The organism is Catenuloplanes niger (assembly GCF_031458255.1).
Taxonomy (GTDB): Bacteria; Actinomycetota; Actinomycetes; order Mycobacteriales; family Micromonosporaceae; genus Catenuloplanes; species Catenuloplanes niger.
Genome location: NZ_JAVDYC010000001.1, coordinates 8,734,153 through 8,759,323, shown reverse-complemented (window position 1 = coordinate 8,759,323; position 25,171 = coordinate 8,734,153). Strand labels below are relative to the sequence as shown.

Below are 25,171 nucleotides of genomic sequence, written 5' to 3'. Positions count from 1 at the left end.
TGTGACAGCGCCCGCTACCGTCGGCGGCGTGGACGACGACGAGGTTCCCGGCGCCGACCGGATGATCGAGCGGGTGAGCGGCCGTGGCCGGCGGAGGAAGTGGGACGGGGCCTCGTTCGGGCCGCGGGAGCTGGCCGCCGCCGGGTCCGCGCTGCTGATCCTGGTGGTCCTGATCAAGATCTACGGCGTGGCGCACTTCTCGCTGACCACGACGACCGGCCTGCTCGCCGCCCCGCCGGTGCAGGTCGCGCTCGGCACGGTGACGATCTACGCCTACCACGTGCTCCCCGCGCTGGCGCTCGGCACCTGCTGGCTGGCCGTGCGCTACCGGCGCGACATCGCCTGGGGTGTCTGGCCGGTGATCGTGATCGTGGCGATCGTGGCCACGCTCGCCTCCCCGTTCCAGTACCTGCTCGTCGAGCTCGGCGTGGTCGCGGTCGCCGCGCTGCTGGAACTCGGGCTCTGGCGCCTCATCCGGCACCGCACCTCCCCCACGCTGAACGGCCTGCGCGGCATGATGTTCGTCTACCTGGCCGCCGCCGTGCTCGCCTACCAGTTCCTGGCCAGCCTGGACGCGCCGTGGGTGTCCGCGCAGGCGTTCCGGGTCGACTCCGCCGCGGTCGTGCGCACCCAGCACATGACCTGGGACCAGAACGAGTTCGACGTGCTCAGCGACCGGGTGTTCATCGGCTACCCGATCGCCGAGGAGGCCGGCTGGCTCACCGTCCTGCACGCCGACAGCCGCTACCTGATGCGCTTCCCGTCCTCGTCCGTCCGCGACCGCCTCACCTGCCACTACGAGAAGGACCAGTTGCAGGGCGACCGGCCGCTGCTGTCCGTCCTGCAGGGCCGGCCGTACGACTCCCCCAACATCGACTGCGAGCTCGTCCGCACCTACCTCTACGGGCGGCCCTGAGGCCCGCCCGCGGCCGCTATCGGGGTTCCGGCATCGGCTCGGCGTACGTGCGGAATCCGGCGCGGGTGGTGTGGATGCGCCAGAGGCGGTCGGCGAGCGCGGCCGGGTTCTTGTCCGGGTGGTCCGCGGTGATCGCGCCGGGGACGATGAGCTGCGCGACGTGGATGCCGTCCGGGGCGAGCGTGTCGTGCAGCATGGTGGCGTAGGCGGTCTCGGCCGCGAACGCGATCGACGTGCCGGCGACCGCCGGGTTCGGCCTGGTCGCGCTGCCGCCGTTGACGAACAGGACGGTGCCGCGGCCGAGCGCCCGCATGCCGGGCAGCACGGCCTGGACGGCCGTGACCGGCCCGAGGACGGAGAACTCGACCGCGGCGGTGATGTCGGCCGTCGTCGTCTCCGGCAGCGGACGCAGGAAGTCGTGGTGCGGCAGCGGGCTGTACTGCAGCACCTCGACCGGCCCGAGCTCGCCGGCGGCCCGGCCGAGCGCGGCGGTGAGTGCCGCCGGGTCGCGGACGTCCGCGGCGTACCCGCCGATGGTGGTGATCCGGCCGTTGAGCTCCGCGGTGAGCGCGTCGAGCCGTCCCTGGTCGCGCGCGATCAGCGCGACGGCGAACCCTTCGGCGCCGAACCGGCGGGCGACGGCGGCACCGAGTCCGGGGCCGGCTCCGATGATGGCGATCGTGGTCATGCACCGAGCAGAGCACGTGTCGCCCGGTAGCGGAAGGCGTTCCGCGCGCACGCCGGGCCGGCGCCGGTCCGGCGCCGGTCCGCACGGGCCGAGGAGAGCGCGGGAGCTGTGCGCCAGTCCTCCGCTCGCGCGGAGGTCCCGAATCGAACGGTGTAGGAGGAAGCGCCCGCATGGCCTCGGCTGTGGCCGATCCTACTCGGGGAGCAGCTCGGCGAGCCGGTCCAGCAGGTAGACGTCGGAGCCGTCCGGCAGGCCGTCCGGGGCCTCGAGGCCCACGAACGTGACCGGTTCGGCCGGTGGCCGGCCGTCCCACACGCGCACGTCGGTGCGGTGCCGCCACAGGCCGACGAGGTAGGAGACCGTGAGGTAGTCGCGCTCGACCAGCGCGCGTACCCGGTCGGCGACGGTGAACGTGTTGTCCTCGACCTGGTTGAACGACGGCGTACCCGGCAGGTAGAGGTGCAGCCAGATCGCCTCCCAGCCGCGACTGCCCGCGGCGAACACCACCGGCAGCGCCACCCGGCCGTTGCCGCGCAGCTCCGAACGGGCCCGCACGGTACGCGCGTCGAACGGCGCGCCACGCCGGCCCCGGCCGCGGGTCTGGTAGCCGAACATCGACTCGGCGACCGCGTCGAACGGCTCGCCGGCGTAGACGTTCACCTGCGGCACGACGTACGCCCAGGCCTTGTTGCGCGGTACGTCGATGAACTCGGTCGCACCGTCGGCGGCCTCGGTCAGGTCGCCGGAGTGCACCACGCCGCCGTGGCGGTAGTTCGTCCAGGACACCTGGCCGGCGGTGTGGAAGTCCCGGTCGAGCAGCTGCACGGACAGGTCGTAGTCGGTGCGCCGGGCGCTCTGCCGCCAGTACGTGAAGAAGCGCAGCCGGTCGCCGGTGACGACGGCCCGCGAGCCGCGCGGCAGCACCGCGAAACCACCGGCGGAGGCCTTGCCGGACAGCGGCAGCGCCACGTCCAGCACGGCCGGGTCGACCAGCAGCGGCCGGTCGAACACCGGCAGCCGCGCGCCGATCTCCGCGTCGAGCAGCGCCGACAGCTCGTCGACCAGGTCACCGGGCAGCGGGGGACGCGCGTCCGGGCCGACCCACGCGCGCTGCGACCGGCCCACGAACATGCGGGCGGACGCGGGCGCGCGCCGGTTCGCGACGTGTTCCCGCAGCGAGCACAGCACCCGCCCGGAGGCCGTCCCGAGCGCTCCGGTGACCGCGCCGACGACGGTGGCGCGCGCGTCCGCCGGCGCCGACCGCAGCAGCCGGTCCGCGGCACGCAGCAGCAGGCCGGGCGCGGCGGACAGCACGGACGTGGCCGCGCCGACGTCGCCGGCGCGCATCGCCGCCTCCGCCCGGCCGGCCAGCGACGGCACCCGCCGCTCACCGCGCGCGACCGCGAACACGTCCGCGGCGTGCGGCCACCGCGGGTACTCGTGCGGGTGCAGCCGCTCGCCGAGCCGCTTCCACCGCTCCGCGTGGCGGGCGACGTCGGCGAGCTTGGCCGGGCTCGCGCCGACGACGTCGTGCAGCGCGGCCAGCAGCACCCGCCGTTCCCGGCGCGGGAACGCCCGGAAGCGGGTCGGCGCGCCGAGCGTGGCGTCGCCGCCGGAGACGTGGCAGGCCAGCCGCAGCACGTCGGTCGTGGTGTCGACCGCGACCAGCGGGCGGCCGAGGACCAGCCGGACCCCGTTGAGCACGGCCCGGTTCTCCCGGACCGGGATCGTGGCCGGCTGCGGACCGTCCGCGCAGGCGACCGCGAGCTGACTCAGGACCGCCAGGTCCGCGGCGCCGAGCGGCGTGCTGGCGCCGGCCATCGACAGGTAGAGCCGCTCGGCCTCGGCCTGCGCGGTGCCGCCCAGGTGCAGCCGCGTCAACCGGTCACCGGCCGACGCGATCAGGTCGTCGTGCGCGGCCAGCAGCTCGGCGTACGTGTGCCGGTAGGTGCCGTAGCCGGGCAGGTCGAGCAGGTTCAGCCCGGGCCGGACCACGGCGCCGGCCGGGTCGCCGCCACCGGCGAGCACGGCCGCGCGCAGCCGCTCCAGCCAGAACTCCGTCGTGTCCGGCACACCGTCCGGGAAGCGCAGGAAGTAGGCGTTGTGCCGGACGTGGTCGCCGACCAGCTCGCGCACCGCGCCGACGACCGTGACCGCGAGATCCGTCGCCGGCCCGGGCGCCAGCCCGCCGACGTGCTCCAGCAGCTGCCGGGACGCGGTGAACCCGGCGTCGAGCAGCACGGCGTCCAGCTGCCGGGCCACGGCCGCACCGTCACCGGCCACGCCGGTGCTCGCCGGCACGCGCAGCGTCCTCTGAATGATCAGCTTCTCCAGCACGCGCGTCCTCCGTCCGTCACCGGCGTGCAGCCATTACCGGAAGTGGGTCGCCGAGGATTCGAACCTCGGACCGCCGGATCCAGAAAGGAGAAGGAAGTACCCTCATGACCGTCCGGGACGGAGAGCGAGCGCGCTACCAAGTCCGGTGCTCTGACCGCTGAGCTAGCGACCCGGGACCGATCCTCACACGCGTGCGGACGGCCGGGCAATCGAGTTACCGGTGGCCCGGTGAGCGGGTCGCGCCTTACCTCTGCCGCTCCGCCGCGCGTCCGTACCGTTGATTCATGCCCTTTCGCGGCCCGCACTGACTGATTCGTCGGTCAAACATGCGATCGCGGCCATATCTGCTCCCCCGCGCCGGTCGCCGACGGACACTGATGGTCCTTTGTGTTATCGGCCTGCCGGGGGGCGGGCTCACCAAGAGGGGGACAGGCATGAAGGTCGGAAAATCATGGGCGAGGGTGGTTGTCACCACGCTGACCGCAATCGTCGTCGTCGCGTTGCCGACGGTCGCCGCGGCCTCGGTGACCGTCGAGCGTGCGGCACCACGAGCGGCGGTCGCCACCACGAACCTGTACCGGCTCTACAGCGGTAGCGCCGGCGACCACTTCTACACCACCAGCTGGTCCGAGACGCAGAACGCGTTCAACAACCTCGGATACAAGTACGAGGGCGTGGCCGCGCGGGTCTGGACGACGGGCGGCGGCGGCCGGGTCGCGCTGCACCGCCTGTACCACCCGGGCAACGGCGACCACTTCTACACCACCAGCTGGACCGAGGCGCAGAACGCGTTCAACAACCTCGGATACAAGTACGAGGGCATCGCGGCGCACGTGCGGGCCACCAAGGGCGGGGGCCTCGTCGCGCTGCACCGCCTCTACCACCCCGGCCCCAGCGACCACTTCTACACCACCAGCTGGACCGAGGCGCAGAACGCGTTCAACAACCTCGGATACAAGTACGAGGGCATCGCGGCATACGTCCTCCCCGCCTGATCCGGCGGCGTGATCCGCAGGTGGCACCCGGACCGCGCCGGGTGCCACCTGCGAATCCCTCCGCCGGCGGCAAAACCGGATGCCGGCCACGAACGGATGGGTGACCGTGGTGCCGCCGGTCAGCCGTAGGGGTCGATCGTCACGTCGGTGAAAGCGGCGTGGACCGGGCCGGCGCCCGAGCGGGTCACACCCAGCCCGACCACGCCGTCGCCGGAGGACGCCACGCTGGTCGCGCCGGTCAGCAGGGGCTCGCCGTCGAGTTCGACGGTGACCCGGCCGCCGGTCTGCGCCAGCGCGACCCGGTGTGTGCTGCCGACCTCGAGGCTGTCGACGGGCCGGAAGTCGACGGCCTTCTGCCGGGACAGGTCCAGGAGAGTGACCTTCGACTGGCAGACGACCGCCGCGTAGCCGCTGCCACCGGTTCGGCTGAACTGGAGGATCCCGCAGGTGCTGGCCGTGACCAGGCTCAGTCCGGCGGAGAGGTGCTGGCCCTCGCCGGCGTGCTCGGGCGGGTACGCGCACCAGTACGTGCCCTCACCGGCGGTGGACAGCCGCACCTCACCGTCCCCGCCGACGAAGCAGCTGCCCTTCGGTACGGCGGGGCCGGCCTCGGCCGGCCCGGCGGACGACGGCGGACGCCTCGGGTCCAGGACGCCGGACGTGTACAGGTCCCCGATCGGCTTGAACGCCAACGCCATCTGCGTGACGAGCGCGACCATCCCGAGCGCCACCAGAATCCCGATCCAGACCCGCTTCGTCATCACACCGTCCATGAAGGATGCTCACCACCGTGCCGGCCCATGATGACAGCGGTTGTCGACACCCGGGGGAACACGATCCGGTCGGTGAAGCGGCCGGGGTGCGGGAGGCCGATGCCGTCCAGGGCGCGGCCCGCGCCGGCGGGCGAGCGGGAGGGGGGACTCGGGCTCGCGCGCCGGGCGGTGAACGGGCGGGTGTGGTTCAGAGCGACCGGAGGACGCGGACGCGGTCGGCGATCGCGCGCCGGGCGACGTCGGACGTGAAGGCGATCGAGTCGAACTCGTGCGGGGCGCCGGGGTGCATGTGGAACTCGACCTGGACGCCCGCGCGGCTGAGGGTGCTCGCGTACGCGAGGTTCTCGTCGCGGAAGACGTCGATCTGCCCCACCTCGAGATAGGCAGGCGGGAGCCCGGTCGCGTCGTCGAGCCGGGCCGGGGCGGCGGTCGGCGGCACGTCGGGGCCACCGGCGGCCTCGCCGAGCAGCGCCGGCCACGCGGTCCGGCTGTCGTCGTAGGACCACACCGCGTACCGCTCGATGTCGGGGTCGGGTGCGGCGAGCCGGTCGTCGAGCATCGGCATGATCAGCAACTGGTGGGCGATCTTCGGGCCGCCGCGGTCGCTGGACAGGATCGCCAGTGCCGCGGCCATCCCGCCGCCGGCGCTGTCGCCCATCACCGCGATCCGGTCGCGGTCGACGCCCAGTTCCGGCGCGTGGTCGTGCAGCCAGCGCAGCGCGGCGTAGGCGTCCTCGATCGGCGTCGGGAACGGGAACTCGGGCGCGCGGCGGTACTCCACCGACAGCATCGGCACACCGGAGGCGGACACGTAGCGGGCGACCGGGCCGTCGAACAGGTCGATGTGGCCGAAGATGTAACCGCCGCCGTGCAGGAAGACCGCGGCCGGGGCCGGGCGTCGCGCCGTCCTTGGCGTACCAGCGGGCCGTGATCCGGGTGCCGTCGTCGGCGGTCACGGTGTGGTCGGTCATCGTGACGTCGGCCGGCATCGGCTGGGCGTCGCTCGCGGCGCCGATGACCGGCTCCCAGAAGGCACGACGCCCCTCGACGTCACCGACTGCGGGGGGTGTGACACCGGCCATCGGGGCCAGCGCCGCGGCGATCTCGGGATCAAGGGAGAGAGCCATGACGTATTTCTCCTGTTCAGCGTGTATCAGGCGGCGGGCGCGAGGATGATCGTCTTGCCGGGCAGTTCACCCGTGCCGGCTCGGGTGTGCAGTGCGGGCAGGTCGGCGAGCGCCACCCGCTCGGCGACGTCGACGCGCAACTCGCCGGTGCCGACGCGGGCGGCCAGGTCGGCGAGCTGGTCGGCGTCGCTGCGGACGAACAGGTCGATGCCGCGTACGCCGCGCGCCTCGTCGGACGGGGCCGGCATCCAGACGGTCGTGTTGACCAGGGCGCCGCCGTCCCGGACCAGCGTCACCAGCGCGGCCAGCTGTTCCGGGGTGACCGGCGCGAGGTTGAGCACGAGGTCGACCGGCTCGGTGACCGCCGCGACCACGTCGGTGGTGGTGTGGTCGATCACCCGGTCGGCGCCGTCGGACTTGACGCGCTGGGCGCTGCGCGGGCTCGCCGTGGCGATCACCTCGGCACCGATCTCCTTGGCCAGCTGTACGGCGTACCCGCCGACCGCTCCGCCGGCGCCGTTGATCAGCACCCGCTGGCCGGCGGTCAGGTTGCCGTGGTCGAACAGCGCCTGCCACGCGGTCAGGCCGACCAGCGGGAGCGCGGCCGAGTCGGCCAGCGGGATGTTGCGCGGCGCACCGGTCAGGATCTCGGCCGGCGCGATGACGTACTCCGCGGCCGCCCCGGCCCCGGTCATCGGCAGGAAGCCGATGACCCGGTCGCCGACCGCCAGGTCGGTCACGCCCTCGCCGAGCGCGTCGACCGTGCCGGCCACGTCGATGCCGGGCGTGTGCGGCAGCCGGACCGGGATCGGGCCCTGCATGTAGCCGGCGCGGATGTTGCCGTCGACGCCGTTGAACGACGTCGCGGCGACTCGGACGCGGACCTCCCCGGCGCCGGGGACGGGCTGCTCGACGTCCTCGTAACGCAGGGCCTCGGGCCCGCCGAACTCGTGGAAACGCACTGCCTTCATCGCTGGACCTGCTTCTCGTGAATGCCGTCGGTGGGCTTCGCCACCCGAAGCGACCGCGGGGCGGGAGTGACCCGCGACCGCTTCGGGTGGCGAAACGTCCCGCGCCGCGTCACCAGGGCCACCCGGAGGCGGCCGCTGGATCCGCGGTCGCTGGAGACGTCACTCAATCTGGCAGGGTCCGGCGCGGTTATCCTGGGCCGGCCCGGCCCACCCTGATGATCGCCGGCTCACCGGCGTCCTCGACGATCTCCGCGAGCCGCGCCGCGTCGGCCGAGCCCGGCGCCGCGGTCAGCATCAGCGCCGCCAGATCGTCGCCCGGGATGGCGAGCAGGCTGCCGACCAGCGTGACCGCGCCGGCGTCCGGGTGCACGAACGCGGCACTGCTCTCGTAGGCCGTCACCGGCCGCGGCTCACGCCACAGCGTGTCGAACAGCCCGCTCCGGCTGCGCAGCTCGTCGACCAGCGCGGCGAGGGACGCGTCCGCCGGATAGCGCAGCAGCGCGCTCCGCAGGCGGGCGACGAGAATCGTCTGATGATCGGTCGCGTCGGCCGCGGACTGCCGGAAGGTACTGAACGGATCGCAGAACGTACGCCAGGCGACGTTCCACTCCCACGGGTCCCCGGTGCGCTCCCAGTGCCGCAGGGCCAGGAACGCGCTGTTCACGGCGACCAGGTTCATCGCCGCGTCGGAGACGAACATCGGCGTGTCCACGAACCGTTCCAGCAGCCGCATCGCACCCGGGCCGACGTCGTCCGGCACCTGCCCGTCCGCGGCGGCGTACCCGGCCAGCGCGCAGAGCCGTTCGTAGTCCGCCCGGCCGACCCGTAACGCACGGGCGATCGCGTTCACCACGCCGGCCGACGGATGGCTGCGGCCCTGCTCCAGCCGGCGTACGTAGTCCGCGGACATCCCGGCGAGGTCGCCGAGCTCCTCCCGGCGCAACCCGCGCACCCGCCGGCGGCCGTCCGGCAACCCGACGGCCGCCGGTGCCGTGCTCTCACGCAACTGGCGCACCGCGGCGCCGAACTCGTGACGTTCCACGGGCGTAAGTGTGCCCGGCCGGTCCGGGCGGCGGCCGGTCCGGCCGGGTTCGCCGGCCACCGGACGGGCGGCGAGGCAGCGGGTGGGCGGTGCCGTCGACGCGATACGGTCTGGTCGTGACCATCGTCTTCCCCGACCGGGGCCTGCACCTCGGCGTCCTGGACGCACTGCTGGCGGACGGCGCGATCGACGCCGCCGACCTCCGGGCGATCGTGGAGTCCACCGGACCGGACGGTCCGGGCGACGGCTATCCCGGACCCGGCCCACGCCTGGCCGCGTCGCTGGAACTCCTGCACGCCCACCCCGTGCCGGCCGCGCAGGCCGCCGCGGTCGAGCAGGTGGACTTCGACGGCGGCAACGACATCTATCTGCTCATCGAGCAGACGCTGGACATCGACACCGGCGGCGAGACCGACGACTACAACGTGACGTCGCTGGCGGGTGTGCACCTGCTGCCGAGTCTGCGGTCGCTGAACCTCGACGGCCACGGCTACCACCCCGCGCCGCTGGACCTCACCCCGCTGACCGGGCACCCGGCGCTGGCCACGCTGTTCCTCACCGGTGAGTGCACCGCGGCCGGGGCACTGGAGTCCCTGCCCGCGCTGCGCGAACTGGACGTCTCGCTGGCCCGGCTCGACGATCCCGAGGTCGTGACGCGACTGGAAGGCCGCGGAGTGACGGTCCGCCGGTAGGGTCGACGGATGCCGATACGCCGCGCGAGGACGAGGATGCGATGACCCGGACCGACGACGAGGTCGCCCTGGAGGCGGCGGCGGATCCGCTGGTGGTGGCGATGGACATCGGGTCCACGGCCACCCGCGGGGGTGTGCACGACGCGACCGGGCGGCGGGTGCGCGGGCTGCAGCACAAGGTGCCGCACGCGTTCACGGTCGCGGCCGACGGCACCTCGGTCATCGACCCGGACCAGGTGGTCGCGGAGGTCGGACAGGTCCTGGACGCGGTGACCGCCGACCGGCGCCTCGGGACCCGGATCGCCGGTGTCGCGATGGACACCTTCGCCGCGTCGCTGATCGCGGTGGACGCGACCGGCCGGGCGCTCACGCCGTGCCTGACCTACGCCGACTCGCGCAGCACCGGCGCGGTGACGGCGCTGCGGGCGGAACTGGACGAGCGGGCGGTGCAGCAACGCACCGGCACGCGGCTGCACACCAGCTACCACGCGCCGCGGCTGCGCTGGCTCGCGGACACCCAGCCGCGGGTCGTCGCCGAGGCCGCGTTCTGGTGGTCGCTGGGTGAGTACGTGCTGGCCCGCCTGATCGGGCAGCCGCTGGCCGGCACGTCCACGGTGGCGTGGACCGGCCTGCTCGACCGCCGCACCGGCCGGCTCGACGCCGAACTGCTCGCGGCCGCGGGAGCCGGCCCGCGCGCCGGCACCGCACCCGGGGCGCGCGCCGTCGTGGGAGTCGACGCCGGGCAGTTCTCGCCGCCGCGGGACATGACGCAACCGGTGCCGGAGGCGGCCCCGGCGCGCTGGCCGGCGCTGGCCCGGGCCGTGTGGTTCCCGGTCGTCACCGACGGGTACGCCAGCAACATCGGGTCCGGAGCGACGGACGCGACCGTCCTCACCGCGGCCACCGCCACCTCCGGCGCGCTGCGGGTGCTGCTGGACGGCCCGGCCGACCCGCTGCCGTTCGGCCTGTGGAACTACCGCGTCGACGCGGGACGCACGCTGCTCGGCGGGGCGATCAACGACGTCGGCCGCGCGATCAGCTGGGCACAGAACACGCTGCGGCTCGGCCCGGCACCCGCGGCCGTGCTCGCCGCCCCGCCGGGCGACGCCACCCCGCTGGTGCTGCCGTACCTGACCGGGGAACGCGCGCCCGGCTGGGCCGGCGGGGTCCGCGCCGAGTTCAGCGGGGTGACGGCCGCGACGGACGCCGACCTCCTGTTCCGCGGGATCGTCGAGGGCGTGGCCATCACCTACGCGCGGGTCGCCGACGAACTGCACCCGGCCGCGCCGGCCGTGCTGGAGATCGCGGCGGCGGGCCGGGTCAGCAACGACCAGCCGGAGTGGCTGGGGATTCTCGCCGACGTGCTCGGGCGGCCCGTCACGCACGTGACGCGACGCCGGGCCACCCAGCACGGCACCGCACTGCTCGCGCTCGACGTGCTGGCGCCGGGCGTCCCGCGGGCACGCCGGGTCACCGGCGTGACGTACGAGCCACGGCCCGCCCACGCCGCGTACTACGCGGAGCGGCGCGCGCGTTTCGCCGCGGCGTACGGCACGCCGGCGACCGGCTGACCCGAGCACCCGGACGGTGCCGGGGCACGGGTGCGGACGGTGATCAGCGGTCCCCGCCGGCGCGGCCCTCCGGGCCCCGGCCGTCCGCGTACGCGGCACCGAACGTGTCCTCGCCCAGCGCGGCCCGGCACCGCCGGGTGAGGTCGCGGACCAGTGGGTCGGTCCGGTCGTCCGCGCCACGCAACCGGGCGGCGGTGCCGAGCAGCACGGCCGACTCGTACGACCGCCCCCGCCGATCGGCGACCGCGGCCGCCCACACCGTCACGCCGGCCACCACCGGCAGCTCCCCGGTCGCCACCGCGGCCGCGTGCGCCGCCGCCAGCACCGCGTCCGCGCCGGCCACGTCGTCCCGGGCCAGCAGCAGCGCCGCCCGGACGCCGCCGGCCAGCGCGCGGGCGTGGTCGGCGGGCGACTCCCGCAGACCACGGTCGGCGGCGTCGAGCAGGTCACGCGCCCGGTCCAGCTCGCCGAGCCGGACCCGCAGGGCCGCCTCGTGCACGTCGACGAGGGTCAGCATCCGGGCCGAGGACGCGCGCACGGCCCGGGCCCGGGCGGTGTCGAGCAGGGCGGCCGCCCGGCCGGTGTCGCCGCGGCGCAGGTGCAGGTCGACCCAGCGCAGGTCGCCGTAGAGCTGGTCGCCGAGGCCGGGCGCGCCGAACCGGCCGATCAGCGACCGGGCCTCCGTCAGGTCGGCTCGGGCGCCGTCGAGGTCGTCGTACCGCCGGAACGCGGCACGCATCGGCAGCACCGCCGCCCGGGCCCACTCGTCGCCGGCCCGGCCGAAGTGGTCCAGCGCCGCCTCGACGTGGGCGCGTGCCCGGTCGAGCGCGCCCCGGTCGCCGGCGATCTCGGCCTGGAACATGTGCGCCAGCCCGGCCGCCCACCGGTCCTCGCCGTCGGCGACCCGCCGGAACGCCGCGGACGCGGCCGGATCGTCGAGCAGGAACAGCAGGATCGGGCCCAGCAGGCGGTGGTGGCCCGGACCGTCCGCGTCGGCGAGCAGCCGGCCGGCCAGCGCACGCATCCGCTCCCGGTCACCGGCCGTGTCCGCCGTGGGGACGCCGGAGACGATGTCGGCGCGGTGCAGCAGGTACGCGGCGCGGGCACGCGCGGCCGCGGGCCCGTCGCCGGAGATCGCGAGCGCCTCCCCCAGCCGGCGCACCGCGTCGGCATGACGGCCGCGCATCTGCCAGTACCAGGTGAGCGTCAGCGCCGCGGCGACCGCACCGGCGGAGTCGCCGACGGCGCACCGGTGCTCGAGACCGGCGAGCGCGTTGTCGTACTCGGCGTCGATGATCCGCAGGGCGGCCAGCTGGCCGGGGCCGCGCAGCCGGGCGTCCTGGGCGGCGATCAGCGCGGCGACGTGCGCGGCGGCCAGGTCCCGGACCGCGCCGAGCGTGCCGGTCGCGGCCAGGCGCTCGCGCCCGTACTCCCGGACGGTCTCCAGCATGCGGTAGCGGCCGGTGGCCGGGTCCAGGTGCAGCAGCGACCGGTCGGTGAGGGCGGCAAGCAGCTCCGGGACGTCGGCGGCACCGGCGCAGACCGCGGTGGCGGAGTCGGTGGTGATGCCGCCGGGCAGGACGGAGACGCGTTCGGCGACGTCGCGTTCGCGGGCGTCGAGCAGATCCCAGCTCCAGGCGATCACCGCGCGCAGCGTACGGTGCCGGTGCGGCGCGGCACGGCTGCCGGCGGCGAGCAACCGGAACCGGTCGGCGAGGCCACCGGCCAGGTCGGGCAGCGTCAGCGTGCGCAGCCGGGCGGCGGCCAGTTCCAGCGCGAGCGGCAGGCCGTCGAGGCCGCGCACGACACGCACGACGTCGGGCAGCGTCGTGTCGTCGACGGTGAAATCCGGGCGTACGGCGGCGGCGCGCGCGGCGAACAGGCGTACCGCGGCGGTGTCCCGGGCCCGGGTGACGCCGTCGTCCGGGCCGGGCAGGTCGAGCGGGCCCAGCGGGACGAGCGCCTCGCCGTCGACGGCGAGCGGTTCCCGGCTGGTGGCGAGCACCCGCAGGCCGGGGCAGCGGGGCAGCAACGCCGCGGCCAGGTGCGCCACGGCGTCGATCACGTGCTCGCAGTTGTCCAGCAGCAGCAGGGTCTCCCGGCCGCCGAGCTCGGCGACCAGGACGTCGAGGTCGCCGTCGCCGGCCCGCCGGAGCAGGCCGCCGGTCCGCGGTCCGAACGCGGCCAGCACGGCCGTGGTGACCGTGGCGGGGTCGGTGACGGCGGCGAGGTCGACGAGCCGGACGCCGTCGCGGTACTCGTGGCGGTGCCGGTGGGCGGCCTCCACCGCGAGGCGCGTCTTCCCGGCGCCGCCCGGTCCGACGACCGTGGTCAGTCGGCCGGTGGCGAGCAGCGCGGCGATCCGGGCCAGGTCGCCGTCACGCCCGACGAAACTGGTCAGCGGCGCGGGCAGGCCGGCGAGCGCACCGCCCGAAAGCGGGCTGTTGGCAAGCGGGCTGTTGAGGGGCGGCCCGTCGGCGGGCGAACCACCGACAACCGGGCTGCTGGTGAGCGGGCCGCCGGCAACCGAGCTGCTCGCGCCGGAACCGCCGGCAAGCGAGCTACCGGCGAGCGGCCCGTCGGCGAACGAACCGCCGGGAAGCGGGCTGTCAGTAGGCGAACCGCCGGCAAGCGGGCTACTCGCGCCAGGACCGCCGGCAAGCCGGCTACCGGCGGGTGGGCTACCGGCAGGTGAGCCTCCGGCGGGTGGCTCGGGCGAGGGACGGCCGGCCGCCGGGCGCAGCAGGCGCAGCTGGCGGTCGCGCAGCGCGGTGCCCGGATCGACGCCGAGCGCGTCCGCCAGCGCCGCCCGGGTCCGTTCGTAGACGGCCAGCGCCTCCGCCTGCCGTCCGGTGGCGGTGAGCGCGTCCATCAGCAGCGCGGCCGCCCTCTCGTGCATCGGCTGCTCGGCCAGCAGCCCGGACAGCCGGCCGGCCGCGGCCTCGGCCCGCCCGAGTGACAGCTCCGCGTCGGCGAGGCCGGTGATCACCTCGATCGACGCGTGCGCCAGCCGGGTCGCGACGGCCGGCGCGACCGCGGCGACGACCGCGGGTTCGGTGCCGGGCCGGTCGCGCCACAGCGCGACCGCCTCGGTCAGCGCGGCGGCGCCGCCGTGCGCGGCGAGGTCCGTGAACCGGACCGCGTCCACGTCGTCCGGCCGCACCGCCAGCCGGTATCCGCCGGTGACCGGCGCGACCACGGTGGGATCGTCCGGGCCGAGGGCGCGGCGCAGCCGGGAGACCAGCCGGTGCAGCGCGTGCGCGGGATCGGCCGGCGGCGCCTCGGCCCAGATCGCGTCGATCAGCGCGGCCGTGGCGACCGGGCGGCCGCCGGCCAGCGCCAGCCGGACGAGCAGGGCCCGCAACCGCGCACCGGGTACGGCCAGGACGGTGTCGCCCCGGGACACCCGGAACGCGCCGAGCAGCGTGACCCGTAGCCGTACGCCGCCGTCCATGCCCCGATCCTCGCGCGCGCTCGCGCCCGGTCCGGCGCCGGGGCCCGTGTGCGCGCGGTGTGCGTCCCGTGTCAGCGGCGCGCCGCAGGCTGGCGCCACGCACTCAGCACCCAGGAGGACACTCGTGCACGACATCGCGCAGCGCCGGGCGGCCGCAGCGGCGCTCATCGCCAGCGGCACCGTCTATTTCACCGCGGAGCTCATCGCCGCCGCCGCGTGGACCGATCCGCCCTACAGCTACACGCACCATTTCATCAGCAATCTCGGCGTACGCGGCCCGTTGACCGTGTTCGGGCAGTACATCAACTCGCCGCTCGCCGCGGTGATGAACACCGGCTTCGCGCTGACCGGGCTGGCCGCGCTGGCCGGCGTCGCCATGCTGCGCGGCCTGCCGGGCGGGCGTCGCGCGGTGACGGTCCTGACCGCGGCGGTGCTGGCCGCCGGCCTGGTGCTGGTGGCGCTGTTCCCGGGGGACGGCGGCACCGGCGGGACCGATTTCCACGGGATCGGCGCCGTGCTGGCGTTCGTCGCCGGCAACGTGCTGGTCGTCCTGCTCGGCCGCGCGCACCGGCTGCTCGGGCTGTCGTCCGGGCTGGGCCGCGCGCTGACGGTGCTCGGCGTCGCCGGCCTGCTGTCGCTGGTGGTCTTCGAGACGGTCCTCGTCGCGGGTTCCGGCGTGCTCCTCGGCCTGTACGAACGCGGGATCATCTATCCGTTCCTGATCGGCTTCGTCGTCGTGGGGATCGCGCTGCGCGGCCGCCGCACGTCGTGACCCACCGGCCGCCGCCCGGTCCTACCGCCGGGCGGCGGCCAGCGAGCCCCGGGTCAGGCCGGGCTGCCGGTGATCGAGGTGCCGGACCGCACCAGCCGGTACGTGGTCCGCGCGCCGCTCCAGAAGTGGAACGTGAGCGTGACCGGGCCGTCGGTGACCTCGGCGAAGAACTCGGGTGTGAGCAGGATCCGCCCGGTCGCGTAGTCGGGCCGGAAGTGCTGCCAGAACTCCTTGTACGACGTCCAGTTCGCCGGTCCGGCCGGGCTGCCGTCGGCGTACCGGGCCTCCATGGTGGCCAGCTGGTCGCCGCGGAACCGGGTCGGGATCGCGAACGACGTGGTGCCGCCGGTCGCGGCGGACTGCACCGGCGGGTCGGCGGTGATGATGTCGATGCGCCACGGCACGCCCGCGGAGAAACGCGCCTCGATGCTGCGGTTGACGCCGTACGCGCGGTCGCCGGCCAGCCGGGTCAGCGCGGCCGCGGTCAGCGTGAGCGTGGTGCCGGCGACCGTGTAGTCGGTGCCGGCCCGCAGACCGGTGAGGCCGGCGAACGTCAGCCCGTTCGGGTGGAGCGTCAGCGACCGGGCGGTGATCCGGCCGGTCCGGGGCAGGTAGACCCGATCCGCGGAGGCGGTACCGGACCGGGTGGTCCAGCTCGCCCGCAGCATGTCGTGGACGCCCTGGTCCCGCCAGGTCAGCGTGGTGCGGTCGAGGAACTGGCCGGCGTCCCACAGCATCGTGGTCAGCTGCCGGGCCCGGGCGTGGTGACCGACCGCCTCGAGGAACTTCAGGAACTCGCCGCGCTCGATCACGCCGGGCCGGTTGTGGTCCCAGTTGAGCAGCGCCCATTCGCCGATGACGACCGGGATGCCGCGGGCGACGAACGTGTCGTGGACGCGGTCGAACGTGCCGACGAGGTCCGCCTCCACGGTCGCGTCGTAGCGGATGCCGCCGGCGATGTTGACGCTGAACGGCCAGTAGCCGTAGAAGTGCACGGTCGCGGCCAGGTACGGGTCGTCGAGCGCGTCGATCTCGGCCAGCAGCGCGTCGAGGCGGCCCTGGTCGGCGTTCGTGTGCAGGGTGGGCAGCACCAGCAGCCGGGTGGCGTTGCCGCCGCCGCTGGCCCGGACCAGGTCCACGAACGTGGCGTTCAGCCCGGCGAGGACGCGGTAGTTCTCGGCGTCGTCGGCCGTACCGGTGAACTGCGGCTCGTTGATGCTCTCGAACACCAGCTTCGAGGAGTGGTCGCGGAACTCGGCCGCGATCTGGCTCCACAGCGCGGTGTACCGCGCGGTGTCGGTCGGTGTCACGTTAAGCCACTGCCACGAGTCGTGATGCAGGTTGACCATCACGTAGAGGCCCTCGTCGAGCGACCAGTCCACGATCTGGCGGACCCGGGCCAGCCACGCCGCGTCGATCGTGTGGTCCGGTGCGGGCCCGTGGTGGTTGCTCCAGGTGACCGGCAGCCGGATCGAGCGGTAGCCCTGGGCGCGCACGTGCCGCAGCAGTTCCCGGGTGGTGAGCGGGTTGCCCCAGGCGGTCTCGTCCGGGATCGCGTCGAGGGTGTTGCCGAGGTTCCAGCCGGGTTCCATCGCGGCGACCGTCGCCATCGGGTCGGCCGGCCCGAGGCCGGTGACCGCGACGTCGGCGGTGGCCCCGCCGGGGCACCGGGACGGCACGGTGTGGGCGACGCGGCAGCCGGTGGCCGCGTGCGCGCCGGTCGCCGCGGCGGGACCGGCGGCGAGGAGGGCGGTCAGGGTGCCGATGATGACGGCGAGTCTTCTGCTGGGCGGGGGCATGCGTCTCTCCAACACTCACGGTCTCGATGTGGATGGCCGCGGGGGTGCCCTTCCCCCGCGGGCGTGCGTCGCCGTGCTCCCGGCTGCGAAACTTTCGCGACGGACGCTACGCGCTTTCCATGATGAACGTCAATGCATTGACATTGACGCACGTCGTTGACCGCTCCTAGGCTGCGGTGGTCGAGAAACGTTTCGTGATGGGGAGCGCATGTTCAACGATCCGGTGATCCGGGACGCGGACCGCACGTCCCGGGTGCGCACCGCGCGGCGCGACCGGTGCGGGTGCGTGCCGTGACCGACCGGCCGGTCACCATCTCCTACATCGCCCGGAGCGCGGGCGTGTCCGTACCCACGGTGTCGAAGGTCCTCAACGGCCGGGCCGGCGTCTCCGACGACACCCGGGCGCGGGTCGAGGCGCTCATCCTGCGGTACGGCTACCGCCGCGCGGCGCCGTCGACCCGCACCCGGACGGTGGAGCTCGTCTACGACGAGATGCGGCACATGTGGGGTACGGAGATCATCCGCGGGGTGGAGCGGGCCGCCCGCGCGCACCGGGTCGGCGTGGTGCTCACCGAGTTCGGTCCGGAGCGCAACGCGATCCACTACTGGATCGACGACACCGTGGCCCGCCGGCCGGACGCGGTGGTCTCGGTGGCGCAGCTGACCGCGGAGCAGCGCGAGCAGCTGCGGGCCCGGGGCATCCCGTTCGTGGTGCTCGACCCGACCGCGGAGCTGCCGGACGGCGTGCCGTTCGTCGGCGCGACGAACTGGTCCGGCGGCCGGTCCGCCACCGCTCACCTGATCCGGCTCGGGCACCGGCGGATCGCGATCGTCTCCGGCCCGCGGGACGTGCTGTGCTGCCGGGCCCGGCTCGACGGGCACCGCGCGGCGATGGACGCGGCCGGGCTGCCGGTCCCGCCCGCGTCGGTGCTGCACCGGCCGCTGACCGTGGAGGCCGGCCACGAGGCCGCGCTGCGGCTGCTGACCGGCCGCGTCCACCGGGCCGCCGCCGGCCCGGACGACGACCGGGCACCCGGAGCCGACCGCCGGGCGACCGGCGCGGACGATCGCGGGGCAGGCATCCGCGGCGGTGACCGGACGGCCGAGGCGGACGATCGTGCGGGCGCCGCCGACGGCGACCGAACGGCCGGCGCGGACGGTCGCAAGACCGGCACCGGTGACCGGCCGACCGCGATCGTGACCGGCAACGACCTGCAGGCGGTCGGCGTCTACCGGGCCGCCCGGGATCTCGGCCTGCGCGTCCCGGACGACCTGAGCGTGGTCGGGTTCGACGACCTGCCGGTCGCCGCGCTCGTCGAGCCGCCGCTGACCACCGTGCACCAGCCGCTCGCCGAGATGGCGACGGCCGCGACCGAGCTGGCGCTCGCGCTCGGCCGCGGCGAGCCGGACACCCAGCCCGGCCTGGAACTGGCCACCACGCTCACGATCCGCGGCAGCACCGCCGCACCGTCCTGAGCCGGTCTCAGCGCAGCGTGTCGACGTCGATGACGAAGCGGTAGCGGACGTCGGAGGAGAGCACCCGCTCGTACGCCTCGTTGATCTCGTCGGCCTTGATGATCTCGACCTCGGGGGCGATGCCGCGCTCCGCGCAGAAGTCCAGCATCCGCTGCGTCTCCGCGATCCCACCGATGCTGGACCCGGCGAACGACGCCCGGCTGCCGAACAGCGCGAACACCGGCACCGGCAGCGGTTCCGCGGGCGCGCCCACGCTGACCAGCGTCCCGTTCAGGCGCAGCAGCCCGAGGTAGGCGCCCATGTCGATCGGCGCGCTGACCGTGTTGATGATCAGGTCGAAACTGTTGCGCAGCGCCTCGAACGTGCCCGCCTCACGGGTGGCGTGGTAGTGGGTGGCGCCGAACGCGAGCCCGTCGTCCTTCTTCGCCAGCGTCTGCGACAGCACGGTGACCTCCGCGCCCATCGCCGCCGCGATCTTGACGGCCATGTGGCCCAGTCCGCCCATGCCGACCACCGCGACCCTGGTGCCCGGTCCGGCGTTCCAGTGCGACAGCGGCGAGTACGTGGTGATGCCCGCGCAGAGCAGCGGCGCGGCCGCCTCGTACGGGATCGCCTCCGGCACGCGCAGCACGAAGTCCTCGTCGACGACGATGTGCGTGGAGTAGCCGCCCTGGGTGACCGTGCCGTCCCGGTCCACGGCGGCGTACGTCTGGGTGTTGCCGTTCAGGCAGTACTGCTCCTGCCCGGTCCGGCAGTTCTCGCACTCCCGGCACGAGTTGACCATGCAGCCGACGCCGACCCGGTCGCCGACGGCGTGCTTGGTGACCTCGCCGCCGGTCTCGGCGACCCGGCCGACGATCTCGTGGCCCACGGTGAGCGGGTACGGCACGCTGCCCCACTCGCCACGCACGGTGTGGATGTCGGAGTGGCAGACGCCGGCGTAACGGATCTCGATCAGGACGTCGCGCGGCCCGAGGTCCCGGCGCTCGATCGTGGTGCGGACGAGCGGCTCGGTGGCGGACGGCGCGGCGATGGCGTTGACGGTGAGAATGGTGTCCTCCGGTGACCAGCAGACTTTTCTGTTCAACCAGGTCACCACGGGTGCGGTTACGCAGCGAGACCCTGGTGAGACGTGTACCGGCAGTACGTCCCTCAGCGCGGCGGGACGTCGTACCGTCGGAGAATGGACAACCGAGCCGAGGTACGTGACTTCCTGACCACCCGCCGCGCCAAGATCACGCCGGAGCGGGCCGGCATCCCGGCGGCCGGACAGCGCCGGGTGCCGGGACTGCGCCGGGCCGAGGTGGCCGCGCTTGCCGGGATGAGCGTGGAGTACTACGCGAAGCTGGAACGCGGCGCACTGGCCGGCGTCTCCGCGAGCGTGCTCGACGCGATCGCCCGCGCGCTGCAGCTGGACGAGGCCGAGCGTGGGCACCTGCTGCACCTGGCCCAGGAGGCGAACGGCAGCAGCGCGCTGGTGCGGGCACCGCGCCGGCCGAAGCAGTGGACGGTCCGGCCCAGCCTGCAGTGGACGCTGGACGCGATCACCAGCCCGGCGATCGTGGTCAACAACCGGTCCGACCTGGTGGCGGCGAACCTGCTCGGCCGGGCCATGTACAGCGACCTGTTCGGCGACGGTACGCGGACGCCGAACTTCGCCCGGTTCACGTTCCTGGACAGCGCGGCACACCGGTTCTACCCGGACTGGGAGCGGTTCGCGGACATCACGGTGGCGAACCTGCGCACCGCCGCCGGTGTCGACCCGCACGACAAGGGCCTGCACGACCTGGTCGGCGAGCTGTCCACCCGCAGCGACGACTTCCGCCGCCGGTGGGGCGCGCACAACGTACGCATCCACGGCAGCGGTGTGAAGGAGTTCCACCACCGTGTCGTCGGCGACCTCGCGCTCGCCTACGAGACGGTGGTGCTGCGGGCGGAGCGGGACCTGATGATGACGATCTACACGGCCGAGCCGGCGTCGCGGTCCGCGCACGCGCTGGCGCTGCTGGCGTCCTGGGCCGCCACGGAGCAGGTCGCGCAGTCCACTGTGTGATCACACTTTGCGGTGGGATCTTTACGAACAGCGAGCGCGTTTCATAGAGTGCGGCCACTGCCTGTCAATCATGGGGGTATTCGTGGCATCACTGTCGTCCCGGCGTGCGTCGTTCGCCGCCGTCTCGCTCGCCTCCGCGCTGCTGCTGACAGCGGCACCGGCCGTCGCGTCCGCACCGGCGTCGCCGGTCGAGGCCGCGACCGCGCGTGCGGAGGCGTCCGGGCAGCGGGTGGAGATCGTCGCCGAGCGCACCGGGTCGGCCCGGGTCTTCGCGGAGCCGAACGGCACGCTGACCCTCGAGGCCGCGGTGTCGTTCAGCACCGGCGCGTCGAGCTGGGCGTACGCGTCGAGCAACAACACCACGTACAACTCGACGATCGCGCCGGTCGGCTACCACCAGGAGATCGGTGTCACCTACCGCTCGTTCTTCACGTTCCCGACCGATGCGCTGGCCGGTGCGACCGTGCAGGACGCGTACGTGCAGATGCGGCTGGAGCACTCCTGGTCCTGCACGCCCACGCCGACCACCATGTGGTCGGCCGGTGCGCTGACCGGCACGCCGCGCACCGCGTGGGCGACGCCGCTGCAGGTCCGGCTCGCCACCGTCTCGGCCAGCGCGAACAACACCGGCGCGTGCGGTGGCCCGCAGCCGCCCGCCACGGTCACCTTCGCCGGTGGCCCGGTCGACGCCCGGCTCCAGGCCGCGGCGGACGGTGGCCACCCGGACGTCACGGTCGGCTTCTCCGCCGCCGCCGCGGACGGCACCGGCGAGACCGCGGTGAACCGGTGGAAGCGCTTCTCGCGGACCGACGCGCGGCTGATCGTCACCTACGACGCCCCGTGAGCCCGGGTACCCCCGGGGCGCTCACCGCCCCGGGGGTACGTCCAGCCCGAGCAGCCGCTCCAGCACCCGGTAACGGTAGGCGACGGTGAGCGCGGCGAACCACGGCACCAGCGACACCAGCACCACCTCGAAGACCGGCCCGGCCGGGCCGGTCAGCCCGAAGTACGACCACAGCGCCGGCACCAGCAGCACCGCGGTGAACGCGACGACCAGCGCCATCACCAGGTACGCCGGCCGCCGGTCGCCGGCCGGCCGCGTCCAGGCCGCGAAGAACCGGCCGGGCGGGGCCAGGAACAGGATCAGCAGGAACGACGCGTAGCAGAAGAACGTGGACAGTCCGGTCTGCGCGCCGATCGTGGCCGCCGCGACCGTGAAGTCGGTGTCCGTGCCGTAGGTCAGCCCGGTGTAGCTCTCGAAGTCGTCGATCACCTCCGCCGGCGTGCGCCCGGAGCTGAAACCGCGCAGGATGCCCTGATAGAGCGCGGTGTAGACGGCGGTGCCGAACCCGGCGGTGACGATCGCGGCCGGCAGCACGAACCGGGCCAGATTGCGCAGCAGGTGCGGGTCCGGGCGGGCCGGCGCGGCCCAGAACGTCAGGAACGCGGTCGGGATGCCCACGGTGAACAGCGTCAGCCCGACCTGCGTCGGCGTGTAAGGGAAGCCCATCCCGAGCATGGTGACCGCGAGGATCACCAGGCCCTGGCTGCCGACCCGGGCCAGGAACACGTACAGCGAGATGCCGATCCCGCCGATGATCCGGCGGCCCTCCTCCCGCGCGGGCGGCAGCACCCCGAACGAGTCACCGGTCAGCACGATGTCGGCCACGTCCCGGGTCACCGTGCTGCCGCTGCGCATCGCGACACCGACCTGCGCCTGCTTGAGCGCGCGGGCGTCGTTCACCCCGTCGCCGATCATCGCGACGTAGCGGCCCTGCCGGCGCAGCGACCGCACGATCCGCTCCTTGTGCTCCGGCGCGACCCGCCCGAACACCGCGGTCCGGGCGACCAGCTCGTCCAGCCGCGCGTCGTCCAGGCCGTCGAGGTCCGCGCCCGGCACCGGCTCGCCGGCGTCCAGCCCGGCCCGGGCCGCGATCGCCGCGACCGTGCGCGGATCGTCGCCGGAGAGCACCTTCAGCTGCACGCCGTCGTCCCGGAACCGGGCGACCGTCTCGACCACGTCGGCACGCAACTCGTCCGCGAGCGCGACCAGCGCGACCGGCTCCACCCCGGTCAGCGCGGGTTTCCCGGCCGCGTCCCGCACCCCGGCGGCCCGGGCCAGGACCAGCACCCGCAACCCCTCGCCGGTACGGGCGGCGACCGCGTCCGGCACCGGCGACAGCAGCGCCCCCGGGGCGCCGAGCACCCAGGTGCCGTGCTCGGTGACCAGCCCGGACCAGCGCAGCGACGACGTGAACGGCACCTCGTCGCGAACCGTCCAGGCCGCGGCGGGCAACGCGGCCGCGATCGCCGCGCTCGTCAGATTCGGCGCGGACACGCCGGCCGCGAACCCGCCGAGCGCCGCGGCGGCGTCCCGGTCGCCGTGACCGCCGAGCGGGACGATCTCGGCCAGGGTCAGGTTGCCGGTGGTCAGCGTGCCGGTCTTGTCGGTGCAGACCACGTCGACGTTGCTCACCGACTCGACCGCGTTGACCTGCTGCACCAGCGCACCGCGCCGGGCGATGCGCACCGCCCCGGCCGTGTAGGCGAGCGCGATCAGGAAGAACAGCCCGTACGGGATGAGTCCGGACAGCACCGCGGTGATCTGCACGACGCGCAGCAGCGTGAAGCCCTCCAGCGCGGCCTGCGCGAGGATCGCCCCGCTCATCAACGCGGTCAGCAGCATCACCAGCCGCACCACGAACTCGATGCGCCGCTGCAACGGCGTCGCGTCCGTGCTGGTCCGGCGCGCCTCCGCGGTCAACCGGCCCGCGTGGCTGTGCGCGCCGACGTCCCGGGCCAGCTGGTGACCGTCCCCGGCGACGCAGTGGCTGCCGGACAGCAGGTCGTCGCCGGGCGCCTTGACCACCGGGTCGGACTCGCCGGTCAGCAGCGACTCGTCCGCCTCGACGCGGCCGCCGGGCAGCAGCGGGCCGTCGACGACGATCTGGTCGCCGGACCGGACGCGCAGCACGTCACCGCGGACCACCCGGTCCGGCCCGATCGTGCGTTCCACGCCGTCCCGGACGACCACGACCGTGGCGCGTTCCAGCAGCTGGAGCTGGTCGAGCTTGCGTTTGGCGCGGATCTCCTGCACGGTGCTGATCACCGCGTTGATCAGGCCGAGGCCGACGCTGATCAGCGCGTCGCTGTAGCGGCCGAGCGCCAGCAGGGTCGCGCCGATCACGAACAGCACCAGGTTGAAGAACGAGAACACGTTCGTCCGCAGGATCTCACCGTAGCCGCGCGACCCGCCGCGTACCGCCGTGTTCGCCTCACCCCGGCGTCGCCGGGCCTCCGCCTCGGCCTCGGTCAGCCCGAAGGCGTCGGCCCCCGGCGCGTCGATGCCGGGCACGTCGGCCCCGGGCGTCTCGGCCACCGCCTCCGTCCGCTGCTTCATGCGCTCGCCAGCTCCTCGAATCGGCCGTACCCCTCACCCGATCATGCCGGGCCAACCGCCGCACCCCGCCCGGAACGGCCGTTCCCACCCCGGGGCTGGTGCCGCGTCGCACCGAATCCGTGTGCGGCCTCGCCGTCAGCGCCGGGGCAGCTGGCTCGTCGCCGAGCGCCCCCACCCGGTCGGATCGTCACCGGCGGGTACCGCCGCCAGGGCCTGCCAGAGCAGGAGGACGTCCAGCCAGCCCTCCTCCGCCGCGGTGAGCGGCCGCACGGACCGGTAACCGGCGACGAACCCCGCGCGGACGGCGGCCGGCACCGGCCCCCAGTCGTGATAGCGGGTGCCGAGCAGCACCGCCGCGCGGGCGAGCTCGACCAGCGGATGGTCGTGCCGGGCCTCCTCGAGGTCGAGGACCGCGGCGATCCCGCCGCGCGCCCACAGCACGTTGGCGGAGCGGACGTCGCCGTGGACGAGCTGGCGAGCGGACCGGTCCGGCGGCGCGGCGGCGACCATCCCGCGCAGCGCGTCCCGGGCCGCCGCCGGCAGGTGGCCGGCGTGCGCGTCCAGCCAGCCGGTCACCCGGGCCGTCAACGGCGCGGCCGGGCCGGCCGGGAACCGGTCCGCGTCCGGGTAGCCGGCCAGCGCGTCCTGCAACCGGGCGACCACGGCCCCGGCCGCGCGCACCTGGCCGGGATCGGCGGTGTCGAGCAGGTCGCCCACGACCTCACGCTGCAGGTGCATCGAGACCCGGCCGGCCACCACCTGGAGACGGCCGTCGCGCGCCGGGACCGGCGCCGACACCGGCAGGCCCCGGCCGTGCAGCCAGTGCGTGAGCCGCGCGGTCTCCGTCAGACGCGGGAAACGCGCGGGCACCACCGACCATTTCGCGACCAGCCGGCCGGACGGCGTGCCGATCCACGCCAGCGCGTTGCCCGCGCTCATCACGATCCGCTCGCAGGACCCGGCGCGCACGCCCCAGTGCTCGGCCAGCACGGCGGTGACCCAGCGGCCGGCCGCCTCCCCGTCGCCGAACCCGAACCGGTCCTCGAGCGCGCGGCGGGGGTCGTCCGGCTCCCACAGCATCTCCAGCGCCGGCGATCCGATCATG

At 74.5% G+C, this 25,171-nt stretch carries 18 protein-coding genes, 1 tRNA gene and 1 pseudogene; 8 read left to right on the top strand and 12 right to left on the bottom strand.

From position 1 onward, the window contains the following. Positions 1-28 precede the first annotated feature (28 nt). Positions 29-916: a glycosyltransferase family protein gene (locus tag J2S44_RS38460; protein ID WP_310424785.1), complete on the top strand. Its 888-nt coding sequence runs from the start codon at positions 29-31 to the stop codon at positions 914-916. A gap of 16 nt (positions 917-932) precedes the next feature. On the opposite strand, the gene J2S44_RS38455 is transcribed toward J2S44_RS38460, so the two are convergent. From J2S44_RS38455 to J2S44_RS38445, 3 genes are all read right to left on the bottom strand, one after another. After that, positions 933-1,604, bottom strand: coding sequence for an SDR family NAD(P)-dependent oxidoreductase (locus tag J2S44_RS38455; protein WP_310424783.1), 672 nt, complete (start codon positions 1,602-1,604; stop codon positions 933-935). Positions 1,605-1,796: 192 nt separating this feature from the next. Then, the gene (locus J2S44_RS38450; RefSeq protein WP_310424781.1) at positions 1,797-3,941 is read right to left on the bottom strand and encodes a hypothetical protein; all 2,145 of its coding nucleotides are present in this window, start codon (positions 3,939-3,941) and stop codon (positions 1,797-1,799) included. Between the two features lie 43 nt (positions 3,942-3,984). Then, positions 3,985-4,113 (bottom strand) — tRNA-OTHER (locus J2S44_RS38445). 289 nt (positions 4,114-4,402) lie between these two features. Here J2S44_RS38445 and J2S44_RS38440 point away from each other — a divergent pair. Next, entirely contained in the window at positions 4,403-4,936 is a 534-nt protein-coding gene (locus J2S44_RS38440; RefSeq protein ID WP_310424779.1) for a hypothetical protein, read from the top strand. Positions 4,937-5,055: 119 nt separating this feature from the next. Here J2S44_RS38440 and J2S44_RS38435 read toward each other — a convergent pair whose 3' ends face one another. The 4 genes and pseudogenes from J2S44_RS38435 to J2S44_RS38420 all read right to left on the bottom strand — a co-directional run bounded on the left by J2S44_RS38435 (position 5,056) and on the right by J2S44_RS38420 (position 8,849). After that, positions 5,056-5,697 (bottom strand): hypothetical protein, encoded by a 642-nt coding sequence (locus J2S44_RS38435; RefSeq protein WP_310424777.1) that lies wholly within the window; start codon positions 5,695-5,697, stop codon positions 5,056-5,058. Positions 5,698-5,896: 199 nt separating this feature from the next. Then, positions 5,897-6,610, bottom strand: a pseudogene (locus J2S44_RS38430) (alpha/beta hydrolase); the annotation flags it as partial. 252 nt (positions 6,611-6,862) lie between these two features. Next, entirely contained in the window at positions 6,863-7,807 is a 945-nt protein-coding gene (locus J2S44_RS38425) for an NADP-dependent oxidoreductase (RefSeq protein ID WP_310424775.1), read from the bottom strand. Positions 7,808-7,994: 187 nt separating this feature from the next. Continuing rightward, complete coding sequence (locus J2S44_RS38420; RefSeq protein WP_310424773.1) at positions 7,995-8,849, bottom strand: helix-turn-helix domain-containing protein; 855 nt, start codon at positions 8,847-8,849, stop codon at positions 7,995-7,997. 116 nt (positions 8,850-8,965) lie between these two features. On the opposite strand from J2S44_RS38420, the gene J2S44_RS38415 reads away from it, so the two are divergent. Both J2S44_RS38415 and J2S44_RS38410 read left to right on the top strand, forming a co-directional pair. Then, complete coding sequence (locus J2S44_RS38415; RefSeq protein ID WP_310424771.1) at positions 8,966-9,541, top strand: DUF6892 domain-containing protein; 576 nt, start codon at positions 8,966-8,968, stop codon at positions 9,539-9,541. Between the two features lie 41 nt (positions 9,542-9,582). Continuing rightward, complete coding sequence (locus J2S44_RS38410; RefSeq protein ID WP_310424769.1) at positions 9,583-11,112, top strand: FGGY family carbohydrate kinase; 1,530 nt, start codon at positions 9,583-9,585, stop codon at positions 11,110-11,112. 43 nt (positions 11,113-11,155) lie between these two features. Here J2S44_RS38410 and J2S44_RS38405 read toward each other — a convergent pair whose 3' ends face one another. Further along, entirely contained in the window at positions 11,156-14,566 is a 3,411-nt protein-coding gene (locus J2S44_RS38405; protein WP_310424766.1) for an AfsR/SARP family transcriptional regulator, read from the bottom strand. A gap of 124 nt (positions 14,567-14,690) precedes the next feature. Between J2S44_RS38405 and J2S44_RS38400 the strand changes: the two genes are divergently transcribed. Continuing rightward, positions 14,691-15,338: a DUF998 domain-containing protein gene (locus J2S44_RS38400; protein WP_310424765.1), complete on the top strand. Its 648-nt coding sequence runs from the start codon at positions 14,691-14,693 to the stop codon at positions 15,336-15,338. A 53-nt stretch (positions 15,339-15,391) separates the two neighbouring features. Here the strand turns inward: J2S44_RS38400 and J2S44_RS38395 are convergent, their stop codons facing one another. Next, positions 15,392-17,137, bottom strand: a complete 1,746-nt coding sequence (locus J2S44_RS38395) for a cellulase family glycosylhydrolase (RefSeq protein WP_310424763.1) — start codon at positions 17,135-17,137, stop codon at positions 15,392-15,394. A gap of 291 nt (positions 17,138-17,428) precedes the next feature. On the opposite strand from J2S44_RS38395, the gene J2S44_RS38390 reads away from it, so the two are divergent. Further along, positions 17,429-18,613, top strand: coding sequence for a LacI family DNA-binding transcriptional regulator (locus tag J2S44_RS38390; protein ID WP_310424761.1), 1,185 nt, complete (start codon positions 17,429-17,431; stop codon positions 18,611-18,613). A gap of 7 nt (positions 18,614-18,620) precedes the next feature. On the opposite strand, the gene J2S44_RS38385 is transcribed toward J2S44_RS38390, so the two are convergent. After that, positions 18,621-19,664 (bottom strand): NAD(P)-dependent alcohol dehydrogenase, encoded by a 1,044-nt coding sequence (locus J2S44_RS38385; RefSeq protein WP_310430111.1) that lies wholly within the window; start codon positions 19,662-19,664, stop codon positions 18,621-18,623. Positions 19,665-19,796: 132 nt separating this feature from the next. Here J2S44_RS38385 and J2S44_RS38380 point away from each other — a divergent pair, with 132 nt between their 5' ends. After that, positions 19,797-20,666, top strand: a complete 870-nt coding sequence (locus J2S44_RS38380) for a helix-turn-helix transcriptional regulator (RefSeq protein WP_310424759.1) — start codon at positions 19,797-19,799, stop codon at positions 20,664-20,666. 82 nt (positions 20,667-20,748) lie between these two features. Then, on the top strand, positions 20,749-21,510 hold the full coding sequence (locus J2S44_RS38375; protein ID WP_310424757.1) for a hypothetical protein: 762 nt from the start codon (positions 20,749-20,751) through the stop codon (positions 21,508-21,510). 21 nt (positions 21,511-21,531) lie between these two features. On the opposite strand, the gene J2S44_RS38370 is transcribed toward J2S44_RS38375, so the two are convergent. Beyond that, entirely contained in the window at positions 21,532-24,066 is a 2,535-nt protein-coding gene (locus tag J2S44_RS38370; RefSeq protein WP_310424755.1) for an HAD-IC family P-type ATPase, read from the bottom strand. A 135-nt stretch (positions 24,067-24,201) separates the two neighbouring features. Beyond that, the gene (locus J2S44_RS38365) at positions 24,202-25,170 is read right to left on the bottom strand and encodes a phosphotransferase (RefSeq protein ID WP_310424753.1); all 969 of its coding nucleotides are present in this window, start codon (positions 25,168-25,170) and stop codon (positions 24,202-24,204) included. Position 25,171 lies beyond the last annotated feature (1 nt).

Excerpts from the sequence above, each read along its gene's own strand:
- J2S44_RS38455 (WP_310424783.1), bottom strand. The coding sequence starts at position 1,604 with ATGACCACGATCGCCATCATCGGAGCCGGCCCCGGACTCGGTGCCGCC.
- J2S44_RS38435 (WP_310424777.1), bottom strand. The coding sequence starts at position 5,697 with ATGACGAAGCGGGTCTGGATCGGGATTCTGGTGGCGCTCGGGATGGTC.
- J2S44_RS38405 (WP_310424766.1), bottom strand. The coding sequence starts at position 14,566 with ATGGACGGCGGCGTACGGCTACGGGTCACGCTGCTCGGCGCGTTCCGG.
- J2S44_RS38380 (WP_310424759.1), top strand. The coding sequence starts at position 19,797 with ATGGACAACCGAGCCGAGGTACGTGACTTCCTGACCACCCGCCGCGCC.
- J2S44_RS38410 (WP_310424769.1), top strand. The coding sequence starts at position 9,583 with ATGACCCGGACCGACGACGAGGTCGCCCTGGAGGCGGCGGCGGATCCG.
- J2S44_RS38365 (WP_310424753.1), bottom strand. The coding sequence starts at position 25,170 with ATGATCGGATCGCCGGCGCTGGAGATGCTGTGGGAGCCGGACGACCCC.
- J2S44_RS38395 (WP_310424763.1), bottom strand. The coding sequence starts at position 17,137 with ATGCCCCCGCCCAGCAGAAGACTCGCCGTCATCATCGGCACCCTGACC.
- J2S44_RS38370 (WP_310424755.1), bottom strand. The coding sequence starts at position 24,066 with ATGAAGCAGCGGACGGAGGCGGTGGCCGAGACGCCCGGGGCCGACGTG.
- J2S44_RS38425 (WP_310424775.1), bottom strand. The coding sequence starts at position 7,807 with ATGAAGGCAGTGCGTTTCCACGAGTTCGGCGGGCCCGAGGCCCTGCGT.